General features: G+C 63.5%; 26 protein-coding genes. 10 read left to right on the forward strand and 16 right to left on the reverse strand.

Annotation, left to right across the window (positions count from 1 at the left end; all coding sequences use genetic code 11):
- Positions 1 to 3: 3 nt before the first annotated feature.
- The gene (locus AZF01_RS19610) at positions 4 to 447 is read right to left on the reverse strand and encodes a glyoxalase superfamily protein (protein WP_024709113.1); all 444 of its coding nucleotides are present in this window, start codon (positions 445 to 447) and stop codon (positions 4 to 6) included.
- A 255-nt stretch (positions 448 to 702) separates the two neighbouring features.
- On the opposite strand from AZF01_RS19610, the gene arfB reads away from it, so the two are divergent.
- Positions 703 to 1,140, forward strand: a complete 438-nt coding sequence (gene arfB, locus AZF01_RS19615; protein WP_024709114.1) for an alternative ribosome rescue aminoacyl-tRNA hydrolase ArfB — start codon at positions 703 to 705, stop codon at positions 1,138 to 1,140.
- Between the two features lie 3 nt (positions 1,141 to 1,143).
- The gene (locus AZF01_RS19620) at positions 1,144 to 1,794 is read left to right on the forward strand and encodes an alpha-ketoglutarate-dependent dioxygenase AlkB (RefSeq protein ID WP_024709115.1); all 651 of its coding nucleotides are present in this window, start codon (positions 1,144 to 1,146) and stop codon (positions 1,792 to 1,794) included.
- A gap of 151 nt (positions 1,795 to 1,945) precedes the next feature.
- Here the strand turns inward: AZF01_RS19620 and coaA are convergent, their stop codons facing one another.
- From coaA to hisB, 7 genes are read right to left on the reverse strand one after another with little or no spacing between them, the layout of a single operon-like run.
- Positions 1,946 to 2,944 (reverse strand): type I pantothenate kinase, encoded by a 999-nt coding sequence (gene coaA, locus AZF01_RS19625; protein ID WP_024709116.1) that lies wholly within the window; start codon positions 2,942 to 2,944, stop codon positions 1,946 to 1,948.
- Positions 2,941 to 3,264 (reverse strand): phosphoribosyl-ATP diphosphatase, encoded by a 324-nt coding sequence (locus AZF01_RS19630; protein WP_024709117.1) that lies wholly within the window; start codon positions 3,262 to 3,264, stop codon positions 2,941 to 2,943. Before AZF01_RS19630 ends, coaA begins: the two co-directional genes overlap by 4 nt.
- 16 nt (positions 3,265 to 3,280) lie before the next feature.
- Entirely contained in the window at positions 3,281 to 4,063 is a 783-nt protein-coding gene (hisF, locus tag AZF01_RS19635; protein WP_024709118.1) for an imidazole glycerol phosphate synthase subunit HisF, read from the reverse strand.
- Complete coding sequence (hisA, locus tag AZF01_RS19640; RefSeq protein ID WP_024709119.1) at positions 4,060 to 4,794, reverse strand: 1-(5-phosphoribosyl)-5-[(5-phosphoribosylamino)methylideneamino]imidazole-4-carboxamide isomerase; 735 nt, start codon at positions 4,792 to 4,794, stop codon at positions 4,060 to 4,062. The genes hisF and hisA overlap by 4 nt, the downstream gene beginning before the upstream one ends.
- A 38-nt stretch (positions 4,795 to 4,832) precedes the next feature.
- Complete coding sequence (hisH, locus tag AZF01_RS19645; protein WP_024709120.1) at positions 4,833 to 5,483, reverse strand: imidazole glycerol phosphate synthase subunit HisH; 651 nt, start codon at positions 5,481 to 5,483, stop codon at positions 4,833 to 4,835.
- An 11-nt stretch (positions 5,484 to 5,494) separates the two neighbouring features.
- Positions 5,495 to 5,947, reverse strand: a complete 453-nt coding sequence (locus tag AZF01_RS19650) for a DUF2628 domain-containing protein (RefSeq protein WP_024709121.1) — start codon at positions 5,945 to 5,947, stop codon at positions 5,495 to 5,497.
- A gap of 10 nt (positions 5,948 to 5,957) precedes the next feature.
- Positions 5,958 to 6,566 carry an imidazoleglycerol-phosphate dehydratase HisB gene (gene hisB / locus AZF01_RS19655; RefSeq protein ID WP_024709122.1) on the reverse strand — a complete coding sequence of 203 codons (609 nt, stop codon included), beginning with the start codon at positions 6,564 to 6,566 and terminating at the stop codon, positions 5,958 to 5,960.
- A 233-nt stretch (positions 6,567 to 6,799) separates the two neighbouring features.
- Here hisB and AZF01_RS19660 point away from each other — a divergent pair, with 233 nt between their 5' ends.
- From AZF01_RS19660 to hslU, 5 genes are all read left to right on the forward strand, one after another.
- On the forward strand, positions 6,800 to 7,294 hold the full coding sequence (locus AZF01_RS19660) for a DMT family transporter (protein WP_024709123.1): 495 nt from the start codon (positions 6,800 to 6,802) through the stop codon (positions 7,292 to 7,294).
- On the forward strand, positions 7,291 to 7,731 hold the full coding sequence (locus AZF01_RS19665; RefSeq protein WP_024709124.1) for a DMT family transporter: 441 nt from the start codon (positions 7,291 to 7,293) through the stop codon (positions 7,729 to 7,731). The genes AZF01_RS19660 and AZF01_RS19665 overlap by 4 nt, the downstream gene beginning before the upstream one ends.
- 99 nt (positions 7,732 to 7,830) lie before the next feature.
- On the forward strand, positions 7,831 to 8,388 hold the full coding sequence (hslV, locus tag AZF01_RS19670; RefSeq protein ID WP_024709125.1) for an ATP-dependent protease subunit HslV: 558 nt from the start codon (positions 7,831 to 7,833) through the stop codon (positions 8,386 to 8,388).
- Positions 8,378 to 8,878 (forward strand): GNAT family N-acetyltransferase, encoded by a 501-nt coding sequence (locus AZF01_RS19675; RefSeq protein ID WP_024709126.1) that lies wholly within the window; start codon positions 8,378 to 8,380, stop codon positions 8,876 to 8,878. Before hslV ends, AZF01_RS19675 begins: the two co-directional genes overlap by 11 nt.
- Before the next feature lie 13 nt (positions 8,879 to 8,891).
- A complete protein-coding gene (gene hslU / locus AZF01_RS19680) occupies positions 8,892 to 10,199 on the forward strand; it encodes an ATP-dependent protease ATPase subunit HslU (RefSeq protein WP_024709127.1) in 1,308 nt (435 codons plus the stop codon).
- Positions 10,200 to 10,396: 197 nt separating this feature from the next.
- Here hslU and AZF01_RS19685 read toward each other — a convergent pair whose 3' ends face one another.
- Entirely contained in the window at positions 10,397 to 11,509 is a 1,113-nt protein-coding gene (locus tag AZF01_RS19685) for a DUF2778 domain-containing protein (protein WP_024709128.1), read from the reverse strand.
- 567 nt (positions 11,510 to 12,076) lie between these two features.
- Between AZF01_RS19685 and AZF01_RS19690 the strand changes: the two genes are divergently transcribed.
- Positions 12,077 to 13,903 carry an SLC13 family permease gene (locus AZF01_RS19690; protein WP_024709129.1) on the forward strand — a complete coding sequence of 609 codons (1,827 nt, stop codon included), beginning with the start codon at positions 12,077 to 12,079 and terminating at the stop codon, positions 13,901 to 13,903.
- 70 nt (positions 13,904 to 13,973) lie between these two features.
- Here AZF01_RS19690 and AZF01_RS19695 read toward each other — a convergent pair whose 3' ends face one another.
- Complete coding sequence (locus tag AZF01_RS19695; RefSeq protein ID WP_061449827.1) at positions 13,974 to 14,537, reverse strand: TetR family transcriptional regulator; 564 nt, start codon at positions 14,535 to 14,537, stop codon at positions 13,974 to 13,976.
- A gap of 49 nt (positions 14,538 to 14,586) precedes the next feature.
- Here AZF01_RS19695 and AZF01_RS19700 point away from each other — a divergent pair, with 49 nt between their 5' ends.
- Positions 14,587 to 15,111, forward strand: coding sequence for a dihydrofolate reductase family protein (locus tag AZF01_RS19700; RefSeq protein ID WP_024706705.1), 525 nt, complete (start codon positions 14,587 to 14,589; stop codon positions 15,109 to 15,111).
- 80 nt (positions 15,112 to 15,191) lie between these two features.
- On the opposite strand, the gene AZF01_RS19705 is transcribed toward AZF01_RS19700, so the two are convergent.
- The 6 genes from AZF01_RS19705 to AZF01_RS19730 form a co-directional block, all read right to left on the reverse strand.
- Positions 15,192 to 15,566, reverse strand: coding sequence for a DUF2147 domain-containing protein (locus AZF01_RS19705; RefSeq protein ID WP_244435506.1), 375 nt, complete (start codon positions 15,564 to 15,566; stop codon positions 15,192 to 15,194).
- Positions 15,567 to 15,621: 55 nt separating this feature from the next.
- On the reverse strand, positions 15,622 to 16,479 hold the full coding sequence (gene nadC / locus AZF01_RS19710; RefSeq protein ID WP_024706707.1) for a carboxylating nicotinate-nucleotide diphosphorylase: 858 nt from the start codon (positions 16,477 to 16,479) through the stop codon (positions 15,622 to 15,624).
- Between the two features lies 1 nt (position 16,480).
- Positions 16,481 to 18,001 carry an L-aspartate oxidase gene (locus AZF01_RS19715; RefSeq protein ID WP_024706708.1) on the reverse strand — a complete coding sequence of 507 codons (1,521 nt, stop codon included), beginning with the start codon at positions 17,999 to 18,001 and terminating at the stop codon, positions 16,481 to 16,483.
- Positions 17,998 to 18,969 carry a quinolinate synthase NadA gene (nadA, locus tag AZF01_RS19720; protein ID WP_024706709.1) on the reverse strand — a complete coding sequence of 324 codons (972 nt, stop codon included), beginning with the start codon at positions 18,967 to 18,969 and terminating at the stop codon, positions 17,998 to 18,000. Before nadA ends, AZF01_RS19715 begins: the two co-directional genes overlap by 4 nt.
- A gap of 155 nt (positions 18,970 to 19,124) precedes the next feature.
- Positions 19,125 to 20,027, reverse strand: coding sequence for a hypothetical protein (locus AZF01_RS19725; protein WP_061449828.1), 903 nt, complete (start codon positions 20,025 to 20,027; stop codon positions 19,125 to 19,127).
- A 67-nt stretch (positions 20,028 to 20,094) separates the two neighbouring features.
- On the reverse strand, positions 20,095 to 20,586 hold the full coding sequence (locus tag AZF01_RS19730; RefSeq protein ID WP_024709706.1) for an NUDIX hydrolase: 492 nt from the start codon (positions 20,584 to 20,586) through the stop codon (positions 20,095 to 20,097).
- 476 nt (positions 20,587 to 21,062) lie between these two features.
- On the opposite strand from AZF01_RS19730, the gene AZF01_RS19735 reads away from it, so the two are divergent.
- Positions 21,063 to 22,658, forward strand: a complete 1,596-nt coding sequence (locus AZF01_RS19735) for an ABC transporter substrate-binding protein (protein WP_024709707.1) — start codon at positions 21,063 to 21,065, stop codon at positions 22,656 to 22,658.
- Positions 22,659 to 22,682: the final 24 nt, after the last annotated feature.

Genomic DNA, 22,682 nt, shown 5'->3' on the forward strand with positions numbered 1-22,682 from the left:
AGTCTACCAGGCGAGTTCCACATGCGGCCTGCCGTCCGACGTTCTCGCCGGCGACCGGCCGGTTTCGTCGACCGTGCAGTTGATGCGCCGCCGGAAGGCCGAGAAACTGTCAAACGTGACGACATCGACCGCCTCGTCGAATTTCAGCGTCAGCCGGTAGTGCCCGGGCTTGCCGGCGAAAGCGCTGACGGAAAGGATCTCGGCTTCGAAGGGATGCCCGAGATAGGTTCCCGAAACGCGAGACCCGAGCACCCACGGGTTGAGCGGCGGGCGATTGCCGATCCTGGCATGAAGCGTGTTCCAGTCGCGGAAGCCGTGTTGGACGGCGATCAGTTCAAGCGCGCGGGAATGGGTGATCGGTTCACCCTCCCGCCCCAGATGGGCGCGCAGGCGTTTTGCCTGATCCTTGAGGCTCTCAAGCGATGGCAGCGGTAAACTGGTGGACATGGCGAAGTCTTTCCTTCGCATTCGCCTGTCTGGTGGTTCGGTGCCCGCATTGCCGGAACCGCGAATGCGCAAGGTTTTCAACACATCGCTCATCGGTTCAAGGGGAACTTCACCAAGGTTTCAAAAACCGCGGGCGGCCGGCGTCCCTTGCCGTCGCCGCTCAATAGGCCGCATTGCCGTCCGCGTCAAGCAGAAGCCGTTTCACCGGCGATTGCGGCCTTGAAGACCGGACGACTGCGTGGGATAACGCGGGCCATGGCATCACGCGATCTCATCATCAATGACCGGATCACCATTTTCGGCTGGGAGCTGACCGAGCAGTTCGTGCTTTCCGGCGGGCCCGGCGGGCAGAACGTCAACAAGGTGGCAACCGCCGTGCAGCTGTTCTTTCCCGTTGCAGCCTCGCCCTCCCTTCCCGAACGCGTGAAGCGCAATGCGATGCGCCTTGGCGGCCGCAAGGTCTCCAAGGAGGGCGTTCTGCTGATCGAGGCCAATGCCCACCGAAGCCAGGAGCGCAACCGCGAGGAGGCGCGCGAGAAGCTGAGGGAACTGATCCTCGCCGCCGCCGCGCCGCCGCCGCCGCGCCGGCGCAAGACCAAGCCGACGCGCGGTTCGATCGAGCGCCGCCTGAAGGCCAAGGCCGGCCGCTCGGAAATCAAGAAGGCGCGCGGCAAGCCCGCGCCGGACGAGTAAACCATGAGCGTCGACAAGCCGGTTTTGCCCGAAGGATTTCGCTATCTGCCGGACTATCTCGACCGCGCAGCGCAGGAGGCCCTTGTCGAAGACATCCGCGCCGTGGTGACGCAAGCTCCGCTCTATGTGCCGACCATGCCGCGCACGGGGAAAGCGATGTCCGTGCGGATGACCAATTGCGGCCCGCTCGGCTGGGTCACTGACAAGGAGGGCGGCTATCGCTATCAGGCGACCCACCCCGTCACCGGCAGGCCGTGGCCGCAAATGCCCGAACGGCTTATAGCGCTCTGGCGCGACCTTGCGGATTATCCCGAACCGCCGGAAGCCTGCCTGATCAATTTCTACGATGACACGGCGAAGATGGGCATGCATCAGGACAGCGACGAGGCCGATTTCTCAGCCCCCGTGCTTTCCGTCTCGCTCGGCGACACCTGTCTCTTCCGCGTCGGCGGCACGGACCGCAAGGACAAGGCCCAATCGCTGAAACTTGCAAGTGGCGACATCGTGCTGCTTTCCGGCAAGAGCCGGCTTGCCTATCACGGCGTGACCCGGACCTATCCGGGCACCTCGACACTGCTGAAGCATGGCGGGCGGATCAACCTGACGCTGCGGCGGGTAGGCTCTCCGCCTCTGCAGCGTCATCCTCGGGCTTGACCCGAGGTGACGTAGGAGGGGAAGAACAACGGGCGGACGCAGTTCACTGTCAAGGCGACGCGGCGCTGCGGAAGGCACCATGCCTAGATTCAATAGGGTAGACCGCCGCTGACATCGAAAACGCCCCCACCTCGATCGGGCGCAACCCGCCTCACAGCTTCCTCAGCGCCACCGTTTCCACCAGGTGATCCCGGCCCTTGCGCAGGATCAGGTCGGCGCGGGGGCGGGTGGGGAGGATGTTGTCCTCGAGGTTTCTAAGATTGATATTGTTCCAGAGGTCTTCCGCCGTCGACAGCGCGTCCTTTTCCGAAAGCAGGGCGTAGCGGTGGAAATAGGAGGCGGGATCCCGGAAAGCAGTGTTGCGCAGCTTCTTGAAGCGCTCGATATACCAGTGGTGGATCAGCGAGACATCGGCGTCTATATAGATCGAGAAGTCGAAGAAATCGGACACCATCGGGACCATGCGCCCGCCGGCGGGCAGGCTGCGCGCCTGCAGCACGTTGATCCCCTCGAAGATCAGGATATCCGGCCGGTCGACGGTCACGTAGGCGTCCGGCATCACGTCATAGCTCAGGTGCGAATAAAGCGGCGCCTTCACATTCGGCATGCCGGCCTTGATGGCGGAGAGAAACCTGAGGATCGCCGCCGTGTCGAAGCTCTCGGGAAAGCCCTTGCGGCGCATCAGCCCTTCCATTTCCAGAACCGCATTGGGAAACAGGAAGCCGTCGGAGGTGACGAGATCGACCTTGGGACTGGAAGGCCAGCGCGCGAGCAATTGCTTCAGGAGGCGCGCGGTTGTCGATTTTCCGACGGCCACCGGCCCGGCAACGCCGATGATGAAGGGCGTCTTGCTGTCCTGCTTGCCGAAGCTCAGGAAACGGCTGCGCTGGCGAAACAGCATCTGCGAGCTTTCCACATGGGTGGAAAGCAGCCGCGACAGCGAGAGATAGATGCGGCGCACTTCCTCAAGCTCGATCGGGTCGTTGAGCGAACGCAGCTTGCGCACTTCGTCCGCCGTCAGCGTCAGCGGCGTGTCGGCGCGAAAGCGCGACCATTCTTCCGCCGAGAAGAAACGGTAGGGCGAGACCGGGTCGGTCAGGTCCTCGCCGGCATTGTCCTGCAGAAACGTGTCCTCGAACTCGCGGATCATGAAGGCGCGCGCCCCGCCTTTTCGGCAAGGCCCGACTGGCCGGTGCGCCTTGCCAGTTCGTCCATGACTTCGGTGAGCGGAATATCGGCGATCTTCAGCACCACGAGCAGATGGTAGAGCAGGTCGGCGGTCTCGCTCTTCAGGTTCTCCCGATCCTCGGCGATGGCCGCGATCACGGTTTCGACGGCTTCCTCGCCAAGCTTCTTGGCCGCCTTGCACTGGCCCTTGGAAACGAGCTTGGCCGTCCAGCTTTCCTCGGGCGCGGCCTTGGCGCGCTCGGCGACGATCGCCTCGAGATCGGCGAGTGTGAATTCGGACATATCGTTCCTCCCCGTCTCAGTCGAGACGCATGGCGATGCCGTGATCAGCCATATACTGTTTTGCCTCGCCGATGGAATAGGTACCAAAGTGGAAGATCGAGGCGGCGAGCACGGCCGTCGCGTGGCCCTCACGAATGCCCTCGACCATATGATCGAGATTGCCAACGCCGCCGGAGGCGATGACCGGAACGGAAACCGCATCGGCGATCGCGCGCGTTAGCTCCAGATCAAAACCGGCCTTGGTGCCGTCACGGTCCATCGAGGTCAGCAGGATTTCGCCCGCGCCGCGCGCGACAACCTTTTTCGCAAACGCCACGGCATCGATCCCTGTCGGCTGGCGTCCGCCATGGGTATAGATTTCCCAGGCGCTTTCGCCCTCCTTCGGGGCTTCGGTCCGCCGCTTGGCGTCGATCGCCACCACAATGCACTGATTGCCGAACTTGTCGGCCGCTTCGGCGACGAAATCCGGGTTCTTCACCGCCGCCGAATTGATCGACACCTTGTCTGCGCCACACAGCAGAAGCTTGCGGATATCGGCCACCGTGCGCACCCCGCCGCCCACGGTCAGCGGCATGAAGCAGTGTTCGGCCGTGCGGGTCACGACATCGAAGATCGTCTCGCGATTGTCGGAGGTGGCGGTGATGTCGAGAAAGCAGAGCTCGTCGGCGCCCGCAGCGTCATAGGCGCGCGCCGCCTCCACCGGATCGCCGGCATCGATCAGGTCGACAAAGTTCACCCCCTTGACGACTCGTCCGTCCTTGACGTCGAGACAGGGGATTACACGGGCTTTGAGTGTCATGACGGCAGACCTTTCAGCATCTCAAGCGCCTCGGCCGGGTCGATCCGGCCATCATAGAGCGCGCGGCCGGAGATTGCGCCTTCGAGGATCTGGGCGTCGGGCCTGGTCATGCGGGCGATATCGTCCATCGAGGCGAGGCCGCCTGAGGCGATGACCGGGATGTTGACGGCGGCGGCCAGCGCCAGCGTTGAATCCCAGTTGATGCCGGTCAGCACCCCGTCACGGTCGATATCGGTATAGATGATCGCGGCAACGCCCGCGCCCTCAAAGCGTTTGGCAAGCTCCACCACCTCAAGCTCGGACGCTTCCGCCCAGCCCTCGACCGCCACCTTGCCGCCGCGCGCGTCGATGCCGACGGCGATCTTGCCGGGAAAAGCCTTGCAGGCCGCCTTCACCAGTTCCGGATCGCGCACGGCGACCGTACCGAGTATGACGCGGGCAAGACCCTTCGACAGCCAGTTTTCGATATGCTCCAGCGAGCGGATGCCGCCGCCAAGCTGCACCGGGTTTTTCGTCGCCTTCAGGATAGCGTCGACGGCTGCGCCATTCACGCTCTCGCCGGCAAAGGCGCCGTTCAGATCCACCACATGCAGATGAGTAAAGCCCTGGTCCTCAAAGGCTTTCGCCTGGGCGGCGGGATCGGGATTGTAGATCGTCGCCTGCTCCATATCGCCGAGCTTGAGGCGCACGCACTGGCCGTCTTTCAGGTCGATGGCGGGAAAAAGGATCATCTGGCTTCAGTCTCTCGAAATAGAAATTAGGGGCCGCCTCACGGCGTCCACGTCAGAAAATTGGCGATCAGCTTCAGGCCGAGCGTCTGGCTCTTTTCCGGGTGGAATTGCGCGCCGGCCTTGTTGCCGTCGGCGACGAAGGCAGTGACGGGGCCGCCGTAATCGGTGGTGGCGATCACCTGTCCGGGCTTTTTTGCGGCCAGGTGATAGGAGTGGACGAAATAGGCGTGCAAGCCGTCCTCGCCGGTCGGGATGCCGTCGAAGAGCGGATGCGGCGTGTTCAGCGTCAGCGTGTTCCAGCCGATCTGCGGGATCTTGAGGTCCGGATCGGCCGGCGTGATTTCGGTCACGTCGCCGGCAATCCAGCCGAAACCCTCCGAAACGGTCTTTTCCAACCCGCGCTCGGACATCAGCTGCATGCCGACGCAGATGCCGAGGAAGGGGCGGGCCTTGTCCTCGGCCACCTCGCGGATCGCCTCGACCATGCCCGGCACGGCATCCAGCCCGGCGCGGCAATCGGCATAGGCGCCGACGCCCGGCAGAACGATGCGGTCGGCCGCTGCCACGATCTCGGCCTTGTCGGTGAGGATGATCTCGGCATCGAGACCTTCCTCGCGCGCGGCCCGCTCAAACGCCTTGGTCGCCGAGCGCAGATTGCCCGAGCCGTAATCGATTATCGCAACTTTCATCATCGTCATCTTCAAGAATAGGTGTCCATCAGGCCGATGCCGGAAGGCATCGCAGCGCGATTGCCGGCGGGGCCGGAGGTAAAATCGGTGAATATGGGCCTCTCGTTCCGGCCGGCAAAATAGATCGCTTCCGCCGTCTCGATATCGGGCGCGACCACCACGCCATCAGGCATGAAGCCGCGACGTTCCATGGCAAGCGCCTTCCATTCGCGCCCCTCGAACCCGATCAGCAGGTTGAGCGCGAGCGAGGCGGCGCTTGCGCCAAGCGAAAGCGGCTCGAAGTAACCGGCAACGGCCAGCACGATCGAAAGCCCAAGGGTGATGAAGCCCGCCAGCCATGCCCGGTTGGCCAAAAGCCAGAACGGGCCGAACAGAAAGGCAAGCCAGGCGAAGCGGTCGCGGATGAAGCGGATCTTCTCCGGATCATTGTCGCCGGGCGGGATCAGAACGAGGTAACTTCCCATCGGGCCTCCTTCAGGCGAGCATGCCCTTTGTCGACGGCACGCGGCCCTTCTGGCGCGGATCGATCTCGGCGGCGGAGCGCAGCGCGCGGGCCACCGCCTTGAAGCAGGTCTCGGCGATATGGTGGCTGTTGGCGCCGTAATGATTGAGCACATGCAGCGTGATGCCGGCATTCTGGGCCAGCGCCTGAAAGAATTCGCGCACAAGCTCGGTGTCGAACGTGCCGATCTTCTCCGACGGGAAGGCGACATTCCAGACCAGAAACGGCCGACCGGAAAGGTCGAGCGCGGCCTTGGTCATGGTTTCGTCCATGGCAAGGTCGATCGAGGCATAACGCGTCACCCCGGCGCGGTCGCCCAGCGCCTTTGCCAGCGCCTGGCCGATGGCGATGCCGACATCCTCCACCGTGTGATGATCGTCGATATGCAGATCGCCCTTCGCCTCAACGCTCATGTCGATCAGCGAATGGCGGGAAAGCTGGTCGAGCATATGGTCGAAAAAGCCGATCCCCGTCGAAATCCGCGCCTCGCCGCTGCCGTCGATATTGACGGAAACGGAAATGGCGGTTTCCCTGGTCTTGCGCGCAATCTCGGCGCGGCGGGCTTCGCTTTCGGCTGCCATTCTCTTCGTCTCTCTCCATCACATGCGGTATCGCCGTTTCTTAACAGGCAGGCCCGGCAAGCGCAAAAGAAAAGCGGGAACATCGGATCGGGCAGGGATACCGGTCTTGACGTTTTCAAGGTCGTCGCATGGTTTTTCACAGACGACCGGCATTCGCCGTCGCTTGCGCCTTTCAATGCGGAGCGTTCTCGGCTACAGCCTGACAGGTGAATGCCTCCGGAAAGTCTCCCCTCATGTCATCTCCAGCCCGCCCCTCGCTCATCTATTTCCTTGCCGCCTTTGCGGCCGGCTGCATCATGGCCGTGATGACCCACCTGAACGCGGTCGTCGCGCTCTATGGCTCGCCCATGTATGCCTCCTGGGCCGGCCACGGCTGCGGCACGCTGGCGGCCATCGCCATTCTCGTCTTTCTCCGGTTCCGCAAATCCGGAGCGGGCGAGAGCGGCCCGAGAGCCGAGAAAATCCGCGTGCCCTGGTGGGGCTATCTCGGCGGCGTCTCTGGTGCCGCCACCGTCGTTGCCGCTTCGCTCGCGGTCAATTCGCCCCTGGCGCTGTCGGGCGCGATCGCCCTTGGTCTCGGCGGCCAGGTGCTGTTTTCGCTTGCCGCCGACCAGTGGGGCCTGTTCGGCCTTCCGGCGCGCCGTCTCGACCTGCGCGACCTGATGGCAGTCCTGTTCATCCTTTCGGGCTCCGTCCTCGTCATCATGTCGGGAGGGGCCGAGGCATGATCTTTCCGATCCTCTTCGCCGTTGCCGCCGGCGTTCTCGTCGGTATCAGCCGTCAGGTCAACGGACGCCTCAGCGTCTCCACCTCGCCGATGGTCTCCTCCTTCTACAACCACATTGTCGGGTTCATCACCGTCAGCGTGGTTGCCGTCATCATCGGCGGGCTGATCCCGCCGACGGTCTCCGAGGTCCCGCTCTACGGGTACCTTGCCGGCCCGGTCGGCGTCATCTTCGTCGCTGCGGGCTCCTGGGTCATCCCGAAGATCGGCGCAGTCAACACCGCGGTGCTGATCATCGGCGGCCAGATGTGCATGAGCGCGCTCATGGATGTGGTCGAAGGCGTGGAGGGCCAGCGGCTGCTGAGGCTTGCGGGACTGGCGCTCATCCTTGTCGGCATGATCATCGCCCAGAGCCGTAAGAAACCGCAAGTCGCAAGCTGAGGCAGGCCTCACGGATTGCAAATGAGGCACGGCTGCCTACATAGGAAGCCGGACAGGCTTCGCGCGCCTTTTTGCGAAGCCGGAAACGAGGTGACTATCATGAGCGAACACAATCCCTTCGGCACCATGCACGCCACCACCATCATCACCGTCCGCAAGGACGGCAAGGTGGTGATGGCCGGCGACGGCCAGGTCTCGCTCGGCCAGACGGTGATGAAGGGCAATGCCCGCAAGGTCCGCCGCATCGGCAAGGGCAATGTCATTGCCGGTTTTGCCGGCGCCACGGCCGATGCCTTTACGCTTCTGGAGCGGCTGGAGCGCAAGCTGGAGCAATATCCCGACCAGCTGATGCGCGCCTGCGTCGAGCTTGCCAAGGACTGGCGCACGGACAAGTATCTGCGCAATCTCGAAGCCATGATGCTGGTCGCCGACAAGGACATTACGCTGGCCGTCACCGGCAACGGCGATGTGCTGGAGCCCGAACACGGCGTCATGGCCATCGGCTCCGGCGGCAACTACGCCTATGCGGCGGCCTGGGCGCTGATGGACAGCGACAAGCCCGCCGATGTCGTTGCCCGCCGCGCCATGGAGATCGCCTCGGAAATCTGCGTCTACACCAACGGCAACATCATCGTGGAAACCCTGGATGCCGCATGACGGGACCATAAGCTTCAGGCCGCTTGCCGCAAGCGACCTGGAATTGATGGGCCGCTGGCTTGCCGCGCCGCATGTCGCTGTCTGGTGGGAACGGGCGGACAAGCAGGTGGAACAGATGCGTTCGCACCTCGATGATCCGACGGTCTCCCCTTTCGTGGTGCTTCTGGATGATGTGCCGATCGGCTACATCCAGCTTTGCGATCTCGACGGCGAGCGCGACAGGGAACCCGCCCTTGCCGGTCAGCCCGCCGGCACGTTCGGGATCGATCAGTTTATCGGCCCGGCCGAGATGATCGGCAAGGGGCTCGGCACCCGCCTCGTCTCCGCCATGGCGGAGCGGGCATTGAACAATGACGCCAAGCGCGTCCTCGTCGATCCGCACCCCGACAATGCGGCGGCGATCCGCGCCTATGAGAAGGCCGGCTTTGTCCGGCTCGGCACCTTCAGCATGACAGGCGGTCCGGCGCTGCTGATGGCCCGCGACCCTTGAGGAGCAGTAACAGATGACCAATTTTTCCCCCCGCGAGATCGTCTCCGAACTCGACCGTCACATCATCGGCCAGCACGATGCCAAGCGCGCCGTCGCGATTGCGCTTCGTAACCGCTGGCGCCGCCAGCAGCTACCCGATGACCTGCGCGACGAGGTGATGCCGAAGAACATCCTGATGATCGGCCCGACGGGCGTCGGCAAGACCGAGATTTCCCGCCGCCTCGCCAAGCTCGCGGGCGCTCCCTTCATCAAGGTGGAGGCCACAAAGTTCACCGAGGTCGGCTATGTCGGCCGCGATGTCGAGCAGATCATCCGCGACCTCGTCGAGATCGGCCTTGTTCTGGTGCGCGAGAAGAAGCGTCAGGAAGTGCAGGCCAAGGCCCATGCCAATGCCGAGGAACGCGTGCTCGACGCCCTTGTCGGCAAGACCGCCTCGCCGGCCACCCGCGACAGTTTCCGCAAGAAGCTGCGCAATGGCGAGATGGACGACAAGGAAATCGACATCGAGATCGCCGATACCGGTTCCGGCATGGGAGGCTTCGAGATCCCCGGCATGCCCGGCGCCAATATCGGCGTGCTGAACCTGTCGGAAATGTTCGGCAAGGGCATGGGCGGCAAGACCAAGAAGGTCCGCACCTCGGTCAAGGCCTCCTATGAGGACCTGATCCGCGACGAGAGCGACAAGCTTCTGGATGACGAAGTGATCCAGCGCGAGGCGCTGCGGCTGGTTCAGGAAGACGGCATCGTCTTCCTCGACGAGATCGACAAGATCGCCGCCGGCGACGGGCGCATGGGGGCCGGCGTTTCCCGCGAGGGCGTGCAGCGCGACCTGCTGCCGCTGGTCGAGGGCACGACGGTCGCCACCAAATACGGGCCGATCAAGACGGATCATATCCTGTTCATCGCCTCGGGCGCCTTCCATGTCTCCAAGCCATCCGATCTTCTGCCGGAGCTTCAGGGGCGCCTGCCGATCCGCGTCGAGCTGCAGGCGCTGACCAAGGAAGATTTCCGCCGCATCCTGACGGAAACCGAGGCGAGCCTGATCCGACAGTATCGGGCGCTGATGGAAACCGAAGAACTGAATCTCGACTTCACCGAGGACGCGATCGACGCGCTGGCCGATGTCGCCGTGCATTTGAACGCGACGGTCGAAAATATCGGCGCGCGCCGGCTGCAGACGGTGATGGAGCGGGTTCTGGACGAGATCTCGTTCACCGCGCCCGACCAGTCCGGCCAGGAAATCATGATCGATTCCGATTACGTCCGCGAGCATGTCGGCGATCTGGCCAACGACACGGACCTGTCGCGCTACATTCTGTAACGCACTGTTAACCGTCTTTTTTCACGTGAAACAACAAAGGCCGGCGCGTGGCGCCGGCCTTTGTGCTTGTCTTGGAGCGCCGTGCGTCCATTCGGACGCACAAAGGACGCTCTAACCTATTGAATCTACGCATCGTGCTTTCGGAAAATCGATTCCGATTTTCGGGCCGATGCGCTAGACGTCCTGGGTCGCGCCGGTCAGCTGGTGCGGCTTGCGAGCTGGGTGCTCAGGCCTTTCTTCAGGCTCGGCACGGCAACGATATAGTCGACCTCGTTTTCGCGGTAGGCCTTCAGGAACTTGTAATAGTCCTTGAACACGAGGCAGCCGTGGGAATCGCCCGGCGTGCGCAGCATGTAGGTATGGGCGAGAATGCCGGTGCGCCCGAGCGGATGCGTGCCGTCCACCGATGTCATGCGCAGTGCCGGAACGCCGTGGAACAACGATTCCCGCATCGATAGCCTGTAGGTGGCCGCCGGAACGGCGCCGGCCATCTTCACATGGGTGTGGTTGGGATCGTCGCGATACTTGCCGCGGCCGGAATGAGCCTCCATCACCTCGCCGTCTGGCATGTAGACCTTGCCTGCGGAAATGTCGTAGACCGCGACCTTCGATGTCCGCTCCGGCACTTCGCCGAAAAGGCCGTCAAGGCCGTCATGACCGAAATCGGCATAGGCGAGCGTCAGGCCGGCGGGGCGTTTCTCCGGCGTCGGCACCTCGCCGGGTGCCAGGCGTGAATCGTCGGCACCCTGCAGCACGAGTTCAAAGGCGCTGCTGGCGCCGTCTTCCTCAGGGCCGCTCGGCGAGACGGCGGCAAGCGCGGTGCTTGCCGGAATAGAAGCAGGGCCTTGGGTCCGTGTCGGCATTTTGGGCGTCAGTTCCGGCGGCACGCCGGCAAGGGCGATCTCGCTTCCGGCATTGTCGGCAATCTGTTCGGCAACCATCCTGCGCTGCAGATCGGTGAGCGCCGTCTGGCCGCTGCGTTCAAGCCTTGGCTTCAAGAAGGACAGGCGCACATCCTCAGGCTTCAGCCCCTTGGCCCGGCCCTGGCCTTCGCGGGCGGCGAGAAGCCGCGACGCCTTTGTGCTCTGGGCGCGTTCAGGCGTCCTGAAGGCCGGGTTCAGCGTCACCCCGAGCCCGCGGGTGGATGAAAGCTGCGGCTTGGCAACCGTTGCCGAGATGATCGGCGAGGCCGCGATCACAGCGATCGCGCCGCCTGTCACGAGCAGGAAGGCGACCGCCGTTGCAAGCCGGGTCAGACGGCTTTTCCTACCGGCGCGGATGGACGAATTTCGATGCTTCTTCGACGTCACGAGGCACACTTCCTACGCATTACTCAAAGACGGTGTGTCTGTTCTCAGCCGGCAAAATACTGCCCGCAGGGTAAATTTTTCATTACCCGCGCTCGCTTCGCTATCAGAGACCGGCACCGCTCCGGATCCGGGAACTTCCGTCTCCCGGCGCGCGTTCAAGCATTTTCCAGATGTGTGCGGCAAAGACGCTGCGAGAAAATCCGCTGTCATGCGGTTGCCTTTCGTTCTCCGATTGGTCGCATAAGAACGCTGACGTTCGCGTCAGCTTTGTTCCACTGGTGCCGGTATTTGCAAAAAAGGGGCAAAATACGGCCGCGGGACAAAAAGGCCCAAAGCCCGGGCGACGGAGGAAGAAGCGCTGCCGGAAACCCCGGAAATTCAGTCTGCCTGAGACGCCTCGAGGCTTGCGGCGGCTTTCGTTTGCGTTCAATATCCGCCCGACCGGCTTAAAGCCGGCCAATTTCAGACCGCTTTTTGCATAACAAACCGCGGACCGATTTGACAAGTTCTGCCTGTCTTCCGCCGGAAGGCAGCGCCTTTATCGATTTTCGGCCACGAGGCCCCGACTTGGTTGAGAATTTTCATCTCTACGCCACGCTGGCAATTATCGCCGGAACCATCTTTCTCTACGCGCTTGACCGGATACCGGTCGAGAGCATCTCGCTTGGCGCGATCACGCTTCTTCTCGTGCTGTTCGGCACCTTTCCTTTCACGCCGGAGGGCGGCGAGACGGTCACGGTCGACGCGCTTCTGTCCGGTTTCGCCTCGCCTGCGCTGATCACGGTCCTGGCGCTGCTGATCGTCGGCAAGGGGCTTTTCGCCACGGATGCGCTGGAAGGGGTCACCAACCGGATCGGCCGGATTTACGGCGGTAATCCGCGGCTGTCGATCGCCATCATTCTCGTGGTCGCCGGCGTCACGTCGGCCTTCCTGAACAATACGCCCGTGGTGGTCATCTTCATTCCGGTGCTGACCTCGCTTGCCGCCCGTTTCCGCCTGCCGGCCTATCAGATCTTCATGCCGCTCTCCTTCATCACCATTCTCGGCGGCATGACGACGATGATCGGCTCGTCCACGAACCTGATTGCCGCCGGAATGGCCGCCAAGGAGGGTCTGGAGATCGGCTTTTTCGAGATCACCGGCATGGGCATGATTCTTGCCGGCATCGGCTATCTTTACGTGTTGTTCGTCCTGCCGCGCATCCTCGGCAGCGAGCGCTCCGAGCAGAAGTCGGGTCCGGAAAGTTCCGGGACGCAGTTTCTCGGCGAGATCGTGCTGCAGCCGTCCAGCCGCTTTGTCGGCGACAATCCGCGTTCGGGCTTCTTTCCCAATCTGGCTCCGATGTCTCTGCATGCGGTCATCCGCGAAGGCACCGTCCTGCTGCCGCCCTATGATGACGGTCTGGCGCTGCGCGAGGGCGACCGGCTGCAGATGACCGGCGCCCGCAAATCCTTCATGGACATGCTGGCCAAAGGCGAGATCAGCCTTGCCGAGCCGCCGGACGGCACGATCCCGGCCACGGAAACCAAGGTCGGCCCGCATTACCACCTGGCAGAGGCGGTGATCGCGCCCGGTTCCCTGTTCGAGGGGCGCACGGTGCGCTTCAGCGGCATCCAGCAGCGTTTCGACGTCACCGTTTTCGGCGTCCGGCGCAAAAGCCGCATGGCGCGCGCGCCGCTTGCCCAGCTCAGGTTCGAGGCCGGAGACACGCTTCTCGTCGGCGGCAATGAAGACAACATCATGTCAATGCGGGGCAATCATGACCTGCTCTTGCTGGAACATTCGGCCGAAAGCGTGCCGCCGCGCGACAAGGCGCTGATCGCAAGCTTTCTGTTTGCGGCAATCGTCATCTTCTCGGCCACCGGGCTTTCGCCCATGGTGGTCAATTCGGTTGCCGGCGCATTGCTGATGATCGTCTTCGGCTGCCTCACCTTCCAGCAGGCGGCCCGCGCCTTCGACCGGCAGATATTCCTGCTCGTGGGCGCTTCGATCGCCATGGCCACCGCGCTCGAGGCGACGGGCGGGGCGCAGCTGATCGCCGAGGGCATTGTCGGCCTCGGCGGGGGCGCCTCGGCGCCGATCATTCTGGCGTTGCTCTTCGTCGGCGTGGCATTGCTGACGAATGTGCTCTCGAACAATGCGGCGGCCGCGCTCTTCATTCCCATTGCGCTCGACATGGCGAACCGCATCGGCGCGCCGCCGGAAGTCTTCGCGGCGGCCGTCATCTATGCGGCGAACTGCTCGTTTGCAACACCGATCGCCTATCAGACCAATCTGATGGTCATGGGTCCGGGCCACTACGGCTTCGGCGATTTCCTGCGTGCTGGCCTGCCGCTGATCGGCGTCATCACCGTCGCCTTCTCGCTTCTGGCGCCCTGGTATTACGGGCTTTGAAGCCGTTTGCGCGCAGGCGGAACGGCGTGACATGCGGATACGGTAGCGTTCTCGCCGCCAGACCGCCGCCTTACGGAGGAAGGGCCGTGCAGCACCAGGCCTGAAGCGCGGCGCGAACCGCCTCGCCGGGCGCTGCATGACGACGAAAGCCCCACCAGACAAGCGCGCCTTGCCAGACGTTGGCCATCTGCCACCCGAGGACCGAGGCCTCTTCCGGGTCTTGCGACAGCCTGCGCCCCAGAGCTTCCGAAAGCCGGGCTCCCCAGGCCGCGCCGCGCGCCCTCAGCGCCGGGTTGCGCATATCCTCGCGCAAGAGCAGAAGGCCGTTTTCGACGGCGAACGCGATTTCGTCCTCCGGCGTCAGTCGCATCAGCAGTTCGACCGCTCCGCAAGCGTCTTCCGGCGCGTCCGCGTCCGCTTCTGCCGTCTGCAAGTCCAGCCGGTCCCAGGCATGGACGAGGATGGCCTCGACCATCGCCTCGCGCGACGCAAAGCGCTGCACAAGCGTGGCCGGAGCCAGACCGGCGGCGGCGGCCGCCCTTGCGAAGGTGAGGTTTTGGGGACCAACCCTGCCGATCTCTGCGAGGAGCCGATCCAACAGCGCGCGGTCGGAAATTGTCTTGCGTCTTGCCATTCCAGTAATATAAATGAACATTCATTTATTTTCAATCGGAGCAATGACCATGGCACAAATTATCGGCTATATCGCGACAAGTCTGGATGGTTTCATTGCCGATCAAGACAATGGGATCGATTGGCTGACCGCCTTTGACGGCATGGATCTTAGGGAGCACGACAATGCGGTATTCCTGGAGGGAATCGACACCGTCGTGATGGGACGCGCGACCTATGACTTTCTCGCCGCGCTGGACATGCCGTGGCCGTATGCTGGCAAACGGTCCATCGTGGTGACTTCCCGCCCCCTGCCCGAGCCGTGCGCGCCGCTGGAGACGCGCAGCGACATCGACGCGCTGATCGGCGAGTTACGCGGCCTGCCGGGCGATGTCTGGATGCTGGGCGGCGGCCGGCTGCAGATGGCGTTTCTCGAGCGCGGGGCGCTTGACGCGATCGAGATCTACGTCATGCCTGTGCTGATCGGCGGCGGGCGACCGCTTTTTCCGCCGACCGGCTTGTCGGCAAACGCCAGGCTTGTCAGCGTCAAGGCGCTCGACCGCGGCTGCGTTCGGCTGCATTACGCGTTCGCGTGAGGTGTTGGCCGGCGCGCAAGCATATTGAATCTACGTATCGTGCTTTCCGAAAATCGATACCGATCTTCGGGCAGATGCGCTCAGTTCATGCTGGTCCAGTCGGCAGATTTGCAGATCAGTTTGCCGAGCACGCAACCGCGCGTGCGCATCGCCGCGCCCTCCAGCGAGATCTCCATGGAATAGGTCATGCCGCGCCTGACATCGCGGGCCTTGCCCTCATAGCGGCTCTGCGAAACAGGCTCGACATCCATGATCAGCTTGTCGCCGACCCTCTCATGGCGCGTTCCGGGCTTGACCCAGATATTCGTGGCGCAAAGGTCCTCGCCACAGCGGTCGACGCGCACCTGCGCCTTGCCGTCGCCGCGCGCCCAGACGCCCATGAGCTCGGACGCTTCGGCAAGACAGGGCAAAGCCGCCATCGGAAGGGCAAACAATAGTCCGGTTCTGCTGGTCACTTTCGTTCTCCTCACATAACGCTATGAAGAGATACGGAAGAGCGGGCGGATTGGTTCAGTCGCCCGCGTTTTTATAGTCGAGGCCGATATCGAGAACCGGCGCGGAATGGGTGAGCCAGCCGATGGAGATGAGGTCGACACCGGCTTCGGCGACAGCGCCCGCCGTTTCCGGCGTGATGCCGCCGGAGGCTTCCGTAACGGCCCGGCCGCCGACGATGTCGACGGCCTGCTTCAGCGTCTCGGGCGCCATGTTGTCGAGCAGCACCGCATCGACGCCGACATCCATTGCCTGCACAAGCTGTTCGAGCGTATCGACCTCCACCCCGATCTTCACCATATGCCCGGCGTTTTCCTTCGCGCGGAGAATGGCGGTCCTTATGTCGCCGGCAATGGCGATGTGATTGTCCTTGATCAGCACGGCATCGGCGAGCGAGAAGCGATGATTGCCGCCGCCGCCGGCGCGAACCGCATATTTCTCCAGCGCCCGGAGCCCCGGCGTTGTCTTGCGGGTGCAGACGACGCTCGCCTTCGTGCCGGCAACGGCCTCGACAACGGCGCTGGTCACCGTGGCGATGCCGGAGAGATGGCCGAGGAAATTGAGCGCCGTGCGCTCGCCGGTCAAAAGCGCCCGCGACGTCCCGGTGACGGTCGCGATCGCCGCGCCGGCTGCGACCTTTTCACCGTCTCCCACATGGCGGATCAGCCCGATCTCCGGATCGACAAGGGCAAAAGCGAGCGCCGCCGCGTCAAGCCCGGCAATCACGCCCTCCTTGCGCGCGGCCATCACCACCGTTGAGCGATGGTCCGCGGGAATGACGGCATTCGCCGTGATGTCGCCGGCAAGGCCGAGGTCTTCCTCCAGCGCGCGGCGCACGGCGGGTTCGATGATCAGGCGGGGAAGCGGTGCCAACATGTCAGGCGCTCCTTCGGCAGGGGGTGTGGCAAAGCGCATGCGCAGCGGCAAGGGTCTGCGACAGCGTCATCGCCTGCCGCGCGGAATGCGGTTTCTTCAGCGGAAAATCGCTGCGGGCATGCGCGCCGCGCGATTCCTCCCGCCGGTGGGCGAAGACGGCGATCGAAAGCGCCACCAGCGCCGGATCGGAGGCGGCCTCTTCCGCCTCGACGAGCGCAAGCAGTGCCTCGATGGACCGGCGGAGGCCCGCGCCCGTGCGCAACACGCCGAGTTCACGCGAAACGATATCCCTTACAATGCCGATCCGGGCCGGTCGCGGCAGGCAGGCCGAAGGCAGCGGGCGGCCAGGCGCGTCGGCCAGGCCGGCAATGTCGCGGGCGGCGGCAAGACCGGTGACGGCCGCTTCCAGAAGCGAGTTGCTGGCAAGCCGGTTGGCACCGTGGAGCCCGGTGGCCGCGCATTCGCCGACGGCCCACAGTCCGGTCACACTCGTGCGCGCGCGCTGATCGACGGCTATGCCGCCCATGGCATAGTGCTCGGCCGGGCGTACGGGGATGAGCTCTTCAGCCGGATTTATGCCGGCTTTGGTACAGATGCCGGCGATGGCCGGAAAACGGGCGGGAAAGCCGCGTCCGAGCGCCTGTCTGGCGTCAAGATACACCCTGCCGCCGCGCGCGATCTGGGCGGCGATGGCGCGGGCGACCACGTCGCGCGGCGCAAGCTCGCCGCCGGGCGTGGCGGCAAGAAAGCGCTCGCCCTTCTCGTTGACCAGCACGGCGCCCTCGCCGCGCACCGCCTCGCTGATGAGCGGCAGCGGGCGCAGATCGGCGGCAAGGGCCGTCGGGTGGAACTGGATGAATTCCATATCGGCAAGGAGCGCGCCGGCGCGCGCTGCCAGCATCACGCCCTGGCCGAAATTGCCGGGCGGATTGGTGGAAATCTCATAGAGCCCGCCAAGTCCGCCGGTGGCGATCACCACGCGGCTTGCCGGAATGGTCAGCGTTTCGCCGTTGCCCGCCGCGACGAGGCCGCAGACCGCGCCGTCGGCGGCAATCAGCCGCCGCACCTCGGTGTCAGGCATGACGGTGATGGACGGCGTCTCGGCAACGGCCCTGGTCAGCGCGCAAATGACGGCAGCACCCGTTGCATCGCCGCCGGCATGCAGGATGCGGCGGCGCGCATGGGCCGCCTCCAGGCCGCGCGCAAGCCGGCCGTCCCCGTCGCGATCGAAGGCGACGCCGTGACGCTGGAGAAACCCGATCGCCTCGGCTGCGCCGGCAATGATCGCCTCCGCCGCCTGCCGGTCGCAAAGCCCGTCGCCTGCGGCGAGCGTATCCTCAAGATGAAGCGCGGCGCTGTCGTCATCGCCCAAGGCGGCGGCAATGCCGCCCTGAGCCCAGAAGGTGGAGGTTTCGCCGCCGGGCGCCGCCTTCGTTACCAGAGCCACCCGGCGGGGTGCCAGTGCCAGCGCCGTCACCAAGCCGCCAATGCCCGATCCGATGACGATGACGGGCGCGCTCATACGGCAAGCATCCGTTCGACGGCGCGGCGCGCATCGGCGGCTATCGCCGGGTCGACGGTCACCTCGTGGCGGTTTTCCTCGAGCGCAACCCTGATATTGGCGAGCGAGATGCGCTTCATGTGCGGACAGAGATTGCAGGGCCGGACGAAATCGACATCCGGGTGCTGAACCGAGACATTGTCGCTCATCGAGCACTCCGTCAGCAGCACCACGCGGCCGGGCTTCGCCGTGGCGACATAGTCCGACATGCCGGCGGTGGACCCGGAAAAGTCGGCCTCGGCGACCACGTCCGGCGGGCATTCGGGATGGGCGATAACGGTGACGCCCGGAAAGGCCTCGCGCATCTCGCGCACATCGTCGGCGGTGAAAAGCTCGTGCACCTCGCAATGCCCGTGCCAGGCGATCAGCTCGACATCGGTCTCGCGCGCGATGTTTTTGGCGAGATATTCATCCGGCAGCATCAGCACCTTCGGCACGCCAAGGGATTCCACCACCTTTTTCGCATTTCCGGAGGTGCAGCAGATGTCGGACGCGGCTTTGACGGCGGCCGACGTGTTCACATAGGTAACGACCGGCACGCCGGGATGGGCCTGCCGCAGAAGCGCGATGTCCTCCGGCGTGATCGAATCCGCGAGCGAGCAGCCGGCGCGCAGATCGGGGATCAGCACCGTCTTTTCCGGGTTCAGCAGCTTGGCGGTCTCGGCCATGAAATGCACGCCGGCCAGCACGATCACATCGGCCTCGACCTTGGTCGCCTCGCGCGCCAGCGCCAGGCTGTCGCCGACGATATCCGCCACGCCATGGAAAATCTCCGGCGTCTGGTAGTTATGCGCCAGGATGACGGCGTTTTTTTCCTTTTTGAGGCGCAGGATGGCGTCGATATCGTTCTCGAAGGAAAGCCATTCCGCTTTCGGCACGACATGGGCGACGCGGTCATAGAGCGCGGCGGCAGAGAGGGGAGCATTCATCGACACGTCCTCCTGATCAGGGCAGGCTGCCCGGTTTGTCGACCCATTAATACTCAATTAGAGTATATCTATGCTGGAGTCATAGTCGCATGTCGGCGCAATGTCAAATGCGGTGTCCGGGGCGTGCTTCGACGGCGCTGTGGGTGACGGGCGGCCTACATCCGCGCAACGGGAAGCCTCGAGCCGGAGAGCGCTCGTTCCTCGCGCACGGCGTGGCGGTAGCGGAACAGCTTGGCCGGGCGGCCGCCGGTTCCGGCGGTCGTCTCGCCCGTCTCCTCAATCAGCCGCTGCTGGTCGATCTGGCGGCGGAAATTCGACTTGTGGAGCGTCAGTCCCGCCAGCGCCTCGACGCCCTTCTGCAGCTGAAGAAGGGTGAAGCATTCGGGCATCAGCTCGAAGATCACCGGGCGGTATTTGATCTTGGCCCGCAATCGGGCAATGCCGGTCGCAAGAATGCGCCGGTGATCGGCGGCCATCGGCCGGCCGAACCAGAAGGCCGGCGCGAGACCTGCCTCGGCGATCAACCCTGCCTCATACATCAGTTCGTAGCGCTGCAGCACCAGTTCCTCGTTCCAGGCCATGCCGTTGAGCCCGAAGGCGAAGTCCAGCCGGTGGCGGCGCGCGGCCCGGCCGGGCCGTTCGCTCATCGCCCACTGGCCGAGCATGTCCGTCACCTGTTCGAGGATTTCCGGCCTGCCGGCGCGCAGGTCCTCCCAGGGAAAATAGGCGTACCAATCCTTCCACAGCGGTCCGCCGCTTCCCGGCGGCGGCTGTTCGCGCACCAGACCCAGATAGCTGATCGAGATCGTCCGGTGGTCACCGGGATCGAAACCGCGATCACGGTCGGCGAAGGTGTAGAGCTGTTCGAGGTAGCCGACAGGATGGCCCGTCTGGCTCTCCACCCAGGCGCGCAGTCCGGCCTGCAGGCTGCTGTGCGCGCTTTCAAAGGGTCCGGAGGGCAGGGCCTTTCCCATCGCGACCGTCATTACCCGCGGCGCGTCGTCGGTCAGCGCGGTCAGAACGGCAATCAGTTCGGGATGGGCAAGGGCCTCGGTCACGGGCGCTCCGATGGTTGGGCTTCATCCATGGGCCTAACACCGAATGGCGGCATCGCCAAGCCAGGCGTCAGATGCAGATTGCCGCAAGCCGGGGCCGCACGCGCTCGTCAATCGTATCCAGCACCTCTGCCGGAAACCATCTTGCATCATGCACCTCGTCCGGGTCCGGCGAAAGCGTGCCCGAGACCCGCGCCGCAAAGCGGATGTCGAGATGATAGTGCTCGGGCTCGCCCTTCTTCGGGTTTTCGGGAATGCGATGCAGGTCGATGCTGACCGGCGCGGCCTCGGGCGGAAGCGCGGCGACCAGTCCCGTCTCCTCCGCGCATTCGCGACATGCGGCCTGACGAACGGTTTCGCCCGCATCCACGTGGCCGCCCGGCTGAAACCATTTGCCCGTTGCCTTGTGGTGGATGAGCGCAGTCTGCGCAAGATCGTCCGACAGCGCGAAAAGCGATGCCGTGACGTGCACAGGGTAAACGTCGCGCCTTGTATAGTCCTGCGGTCCTCTGATAAAATCGGAGTAGAATGACAGCCAACGCGCGTCATAGCGGTCAACCAATCGGTTTATTTCCTGGTTCAAGGTCACGTTTTGCGGTCCTTTTGAATAACAAACGTCAATTTGTCGCATGACGGAGCGGTTTCCTGCCGCCACCGCGGAAAGCAATCATCCTAAAGAGAGAAACCGCAGCGAGGAAACAGAATTGCGCCGGAGCCGCCTTATTTTTATGAAAACGAGACTTCGGTGAATTCGAAAGCTATTTCAGGTGTTTGACGATTGTTCAAATCGCCGGGGCACAAGCTTTTTGATTGCATGGTCAAAAAAAAACGATAGTCTCGCCATCAGTGTGGCAGCCGTTGTTGGGAACGGGGCCACGCGCTTGACTTTCGTGCGCGCCAGGGCAACTGCAACGATGCCGGCTGGCGCCCGATACGGCTTTGATCCATCGCGGCTGACATGTTTTCTGGCGGCGGCGCGGGTTTCACGGAGGATCCGGTGTCATGAAAACCGGTCCGATGACCAACAAGGGGAAAATGATGAAAAAACTGAAGGCTTTGGCGCTCGCCACGAGCTTCTTCGTTGCGCTTGGCGGTGCGGCCAGCGCGAAGACTCTTGTCTATTGTTCGGAAGGTTCGCCCGAGGGCTTCGATCCGGCGCCTTATACGTCCGGCACGACCTTCGACGCTGCCTCGCGCACCGTCTACAACCGTCTTGCCGAATTCAAGCACGGCTCCACCGAAGTCGAGCCGGGCCTTGCCGAGAGCTGGGACGTTTCCGATGACGGACTGGAATACACATTCCACCTGCGACCGGGCGTCAAGTTCCAGACCACCGACTATTTCACGCCCACGCGCGAGATGAACGCCGACGACGTCATCTTCTCGTTCATGCGCCAGATGGACGAGCAGAGCCCCTGGTATCAGTATGCGCCGGGCATTTCCTGGGAATATTTCAACGGCATGTCGATGCCGGACCTGATCGAGAGCATCGAAAAGGTCGATGACATGACGGTCAAGTTCGTGCTCACGCGTCCCGAAGCGCCGATGATCGCCAACCTTGCCATGGACTTCGCCTCGATCGTCTCCAAGGAATATGCCGATCAGCTCGAAGCGGCCGGCACGATGGAGCAGTTCAACCAGAAGCCGGTCGGGACGGGTCCGTTCACCTTCGTGAACTACCAGCAGGATGCCGTCATCCGCTACAAGGCCAACCCGGACTATTTCAAGGGCAAGGAAGAACTCGACAATCTGATCTTCGCGATCACCACCGATGCCGCCGTGCGCCGCCAGAAGCTCGAAGCCGGCGAATGCCACATCATGCCCTATCCGTCGCCCGCCGATCTGGAAGCGTTGGAAGCCAATGACGATCTGACCGTCATGGAAAAGGAAGGCCTGAACGTCGGCTACCTCGCCTACAACACCAAGGTCGCCCCCTTCGACAATCCGAAGGTCCGCAAGGCGCTGAACATGGCGATCGACAAGCAGGCCATTCTGGAATCGGTGTTCCAGGGCGCCGGTGAAGTGGCCAAGAACCCGATCCCGCCGACCATGTGGTCGTATAATGACGAGGTACAGGACGACCCCTACGATCCGGAAGCCGCGAAGGCGATGCTGGAAGAAGAAGGCGTGACCGATCTTTCGATGAAGATCTGGGCCATGCCGGTACAGCGTCCTTATAACCCGAACGCGCGCCGCATGGCCGAGCTGATGCAGGCCGACCTGGCGGAAGTCGGCGTGGACGCCGAAGTCGTTTCCTATGAGTGGGGCGAATACCTGGCCCGGTCTTCCGCAGAAGATCGCGACGGCGCCGTGCTTCTCGGCTGGACCGGCGACAACGGCGACCCGGACAACTTCCTCGCCGTTCTGCTCGGCTGCGACGCTGTCGGCGGCTCCAACCGCGCGCAGTGGTGCTACCAGCCCTTCGAGGACCTGATCCAGAAGGCCAAAGTCACCTCCGACACCGAAGAGCGCACCGCGCTTTATGAAGAGGCCCAGGTCGTCTTCAAGGAACAGGCGCCGTGGAACACGATCGCCCATTCCAAGGTGTTCATGCCGATGTCGACGTCTGTTGAAGGCTTCGTCATGGATCCGCTGGGTTACCACCGCTTCGATGATGTGACCATCAACGAATAAGAACAGACTTTCGAAGCTTTGGGG

The organism is Martelella sp. AD-3 (assembly GCF_001578105.1).
In the GTDB taxonomy this organism is placed as follows: domain Bacteria; phylum Pseudomonadota; class Alphaproteobacteria; order Rhizobiales; family Rhizobiaceae; genus Martelella.

Bases quoted from the DNA above. Each gene is read 5' to 3' on its own strand.
- hisB (WP_024709122.1), bottom strand. From the start codon at position 6,566: ATGGCAGCCGAAAGCGAAGCCCGCCGCGCCGAGATTGCGCGCAAGACC.
- AZF01_RS19630 (WP_024709117.1), bottom strand. From the start codon at position 3,264: ATGTCCGAATTCACACTCGCCGATCTCGAGGCGATCGTCGCCGAGCGC.
- arfB (WP_024709114.1), top strand. From the start codon at position 703: ATGGCATCACGCGATCTCATCATCAATGACCGGATCACCATTTTCGGC.
- hisF (WP_024709118.1), bottom strand. From the start codon at position 4,063: ATGACACTCAAAGCCCGTGTAATCCCCTGTCTCGACGTCAAGGACGGA.
- nadC (WP_024706707.1), bottom strand. From the start codon at position 16,479: ATGTTGGCACCGCTTCCCCGCCTGATCATCGAACCCGCCGTGCGCCGC.
- coaA (WP_024709116.1), bottom strand. From the start codon at position 2,944: ATGATCCGCGAGTTCGAGGACACGTTTCTGCAGGACAATGCCGGCGAG.
- AZF01_RS19610 (WP_024709113.1), bottom strand. From the start codon at position 447: ATGTCCACCAGTTTACCGCTGCCATCGCTTGAGAGCCTCAAGGATCAG.
- hisA (WP_024709119.1), bottom strand. From the start codon at position 4,794: ATGATCCTTTTTCCCGCCATCGACCTGAAAGACGGCCAGTGCGTGCGC.
- AZF01_RS19700 (WP_024706705.1), top strand. From the start codon at position 14,587: ATGGCACAAATTATCGGCTATATCGCGACAAGTCTGGATGGTTTCATT.
- AZF01_RS19735 (WP_024709707.1), top strand. From the start codon at position 21,063: ATGAAAAAACTGAAGGCTTTGGCGCTCGCCACGAGCTTCTTCGTTGCG.
- AZF01_RS19620 (WP_024709115.1), top strand. From the start codon at position 1,144: ATGAGCGTCGACAAGCCGGTTTTGCCCGAAGGATTTCGCTATCTGCCG.
- AZF01_RS19675 (WP_024709126.1), top strand. From the start codon at position 8,378: ATGCCGCATGACGGGACCATAAGCTTCAGGCCGCTTGCCGCAAGCGAC.
- nadA (WP_024706709.1), bottom strand. From the start codon at position 18,969: ATGAATGCTCCCCTCTCTGCCGCCGCGCTCTATGACCGCGTCGCCCAT.
- hslV (WP_024709125.1), top strand. From the start codon at position 7,831: ATGAGCGAACACAATCCCTTCGGCACCATGCACGCCACCACCATCATC.
- AZF01_RS19665 (WP_024709124.1), top strand. From the start codon at position 7,291: ATGATCTTTCCGATCCTCTTCGCCGTTGCCGCCGGCGTTCTCGTCGGT.
- AZF01_RS19695 (WP_061449827.1), bottom strand. From the start codon at position 14,537: ATGGCAAGACGCAAGACAATTTCCGACCGCGCGCTGTTGGATCGGCTC.
- hslU (WP_024709127.1), top strand. From the start codon at position 8,892: ATGACCAATTTTTCCCCCCGCGAGATCGTCTCCGAACTCGACCGTCAC.
- AZF01_RS19650 (WP_024709121.1), bottom strand. From the start codon at position 5,947: ATGGGAAGTTACCTCGTTCTGATCCCGCCCGGCGACAATGATCCGGAG.
- hisH (WP_024709120.1), bottom strand. From the start codon at position 5,483: ATGAAAGTTGCGATAATCGATTACGGCTCGGGCAATCTGCGCTCGGCG.
- AZF01_RS19660 (WP_024709123.1), top strand. From the start codon at position 6,800: ATGTCATCTCCAGCCCGCCCCTCGCTCATCTATTTCCTTGCCGCCTTT.
- AZF01_RS19715 (WP_024706708.1), bottom strand. From the start codon at position 18,001: ATGAGCGCGCCCGTCATCGTCATCGGATCGGGCATTGGCGGCTTGGTG.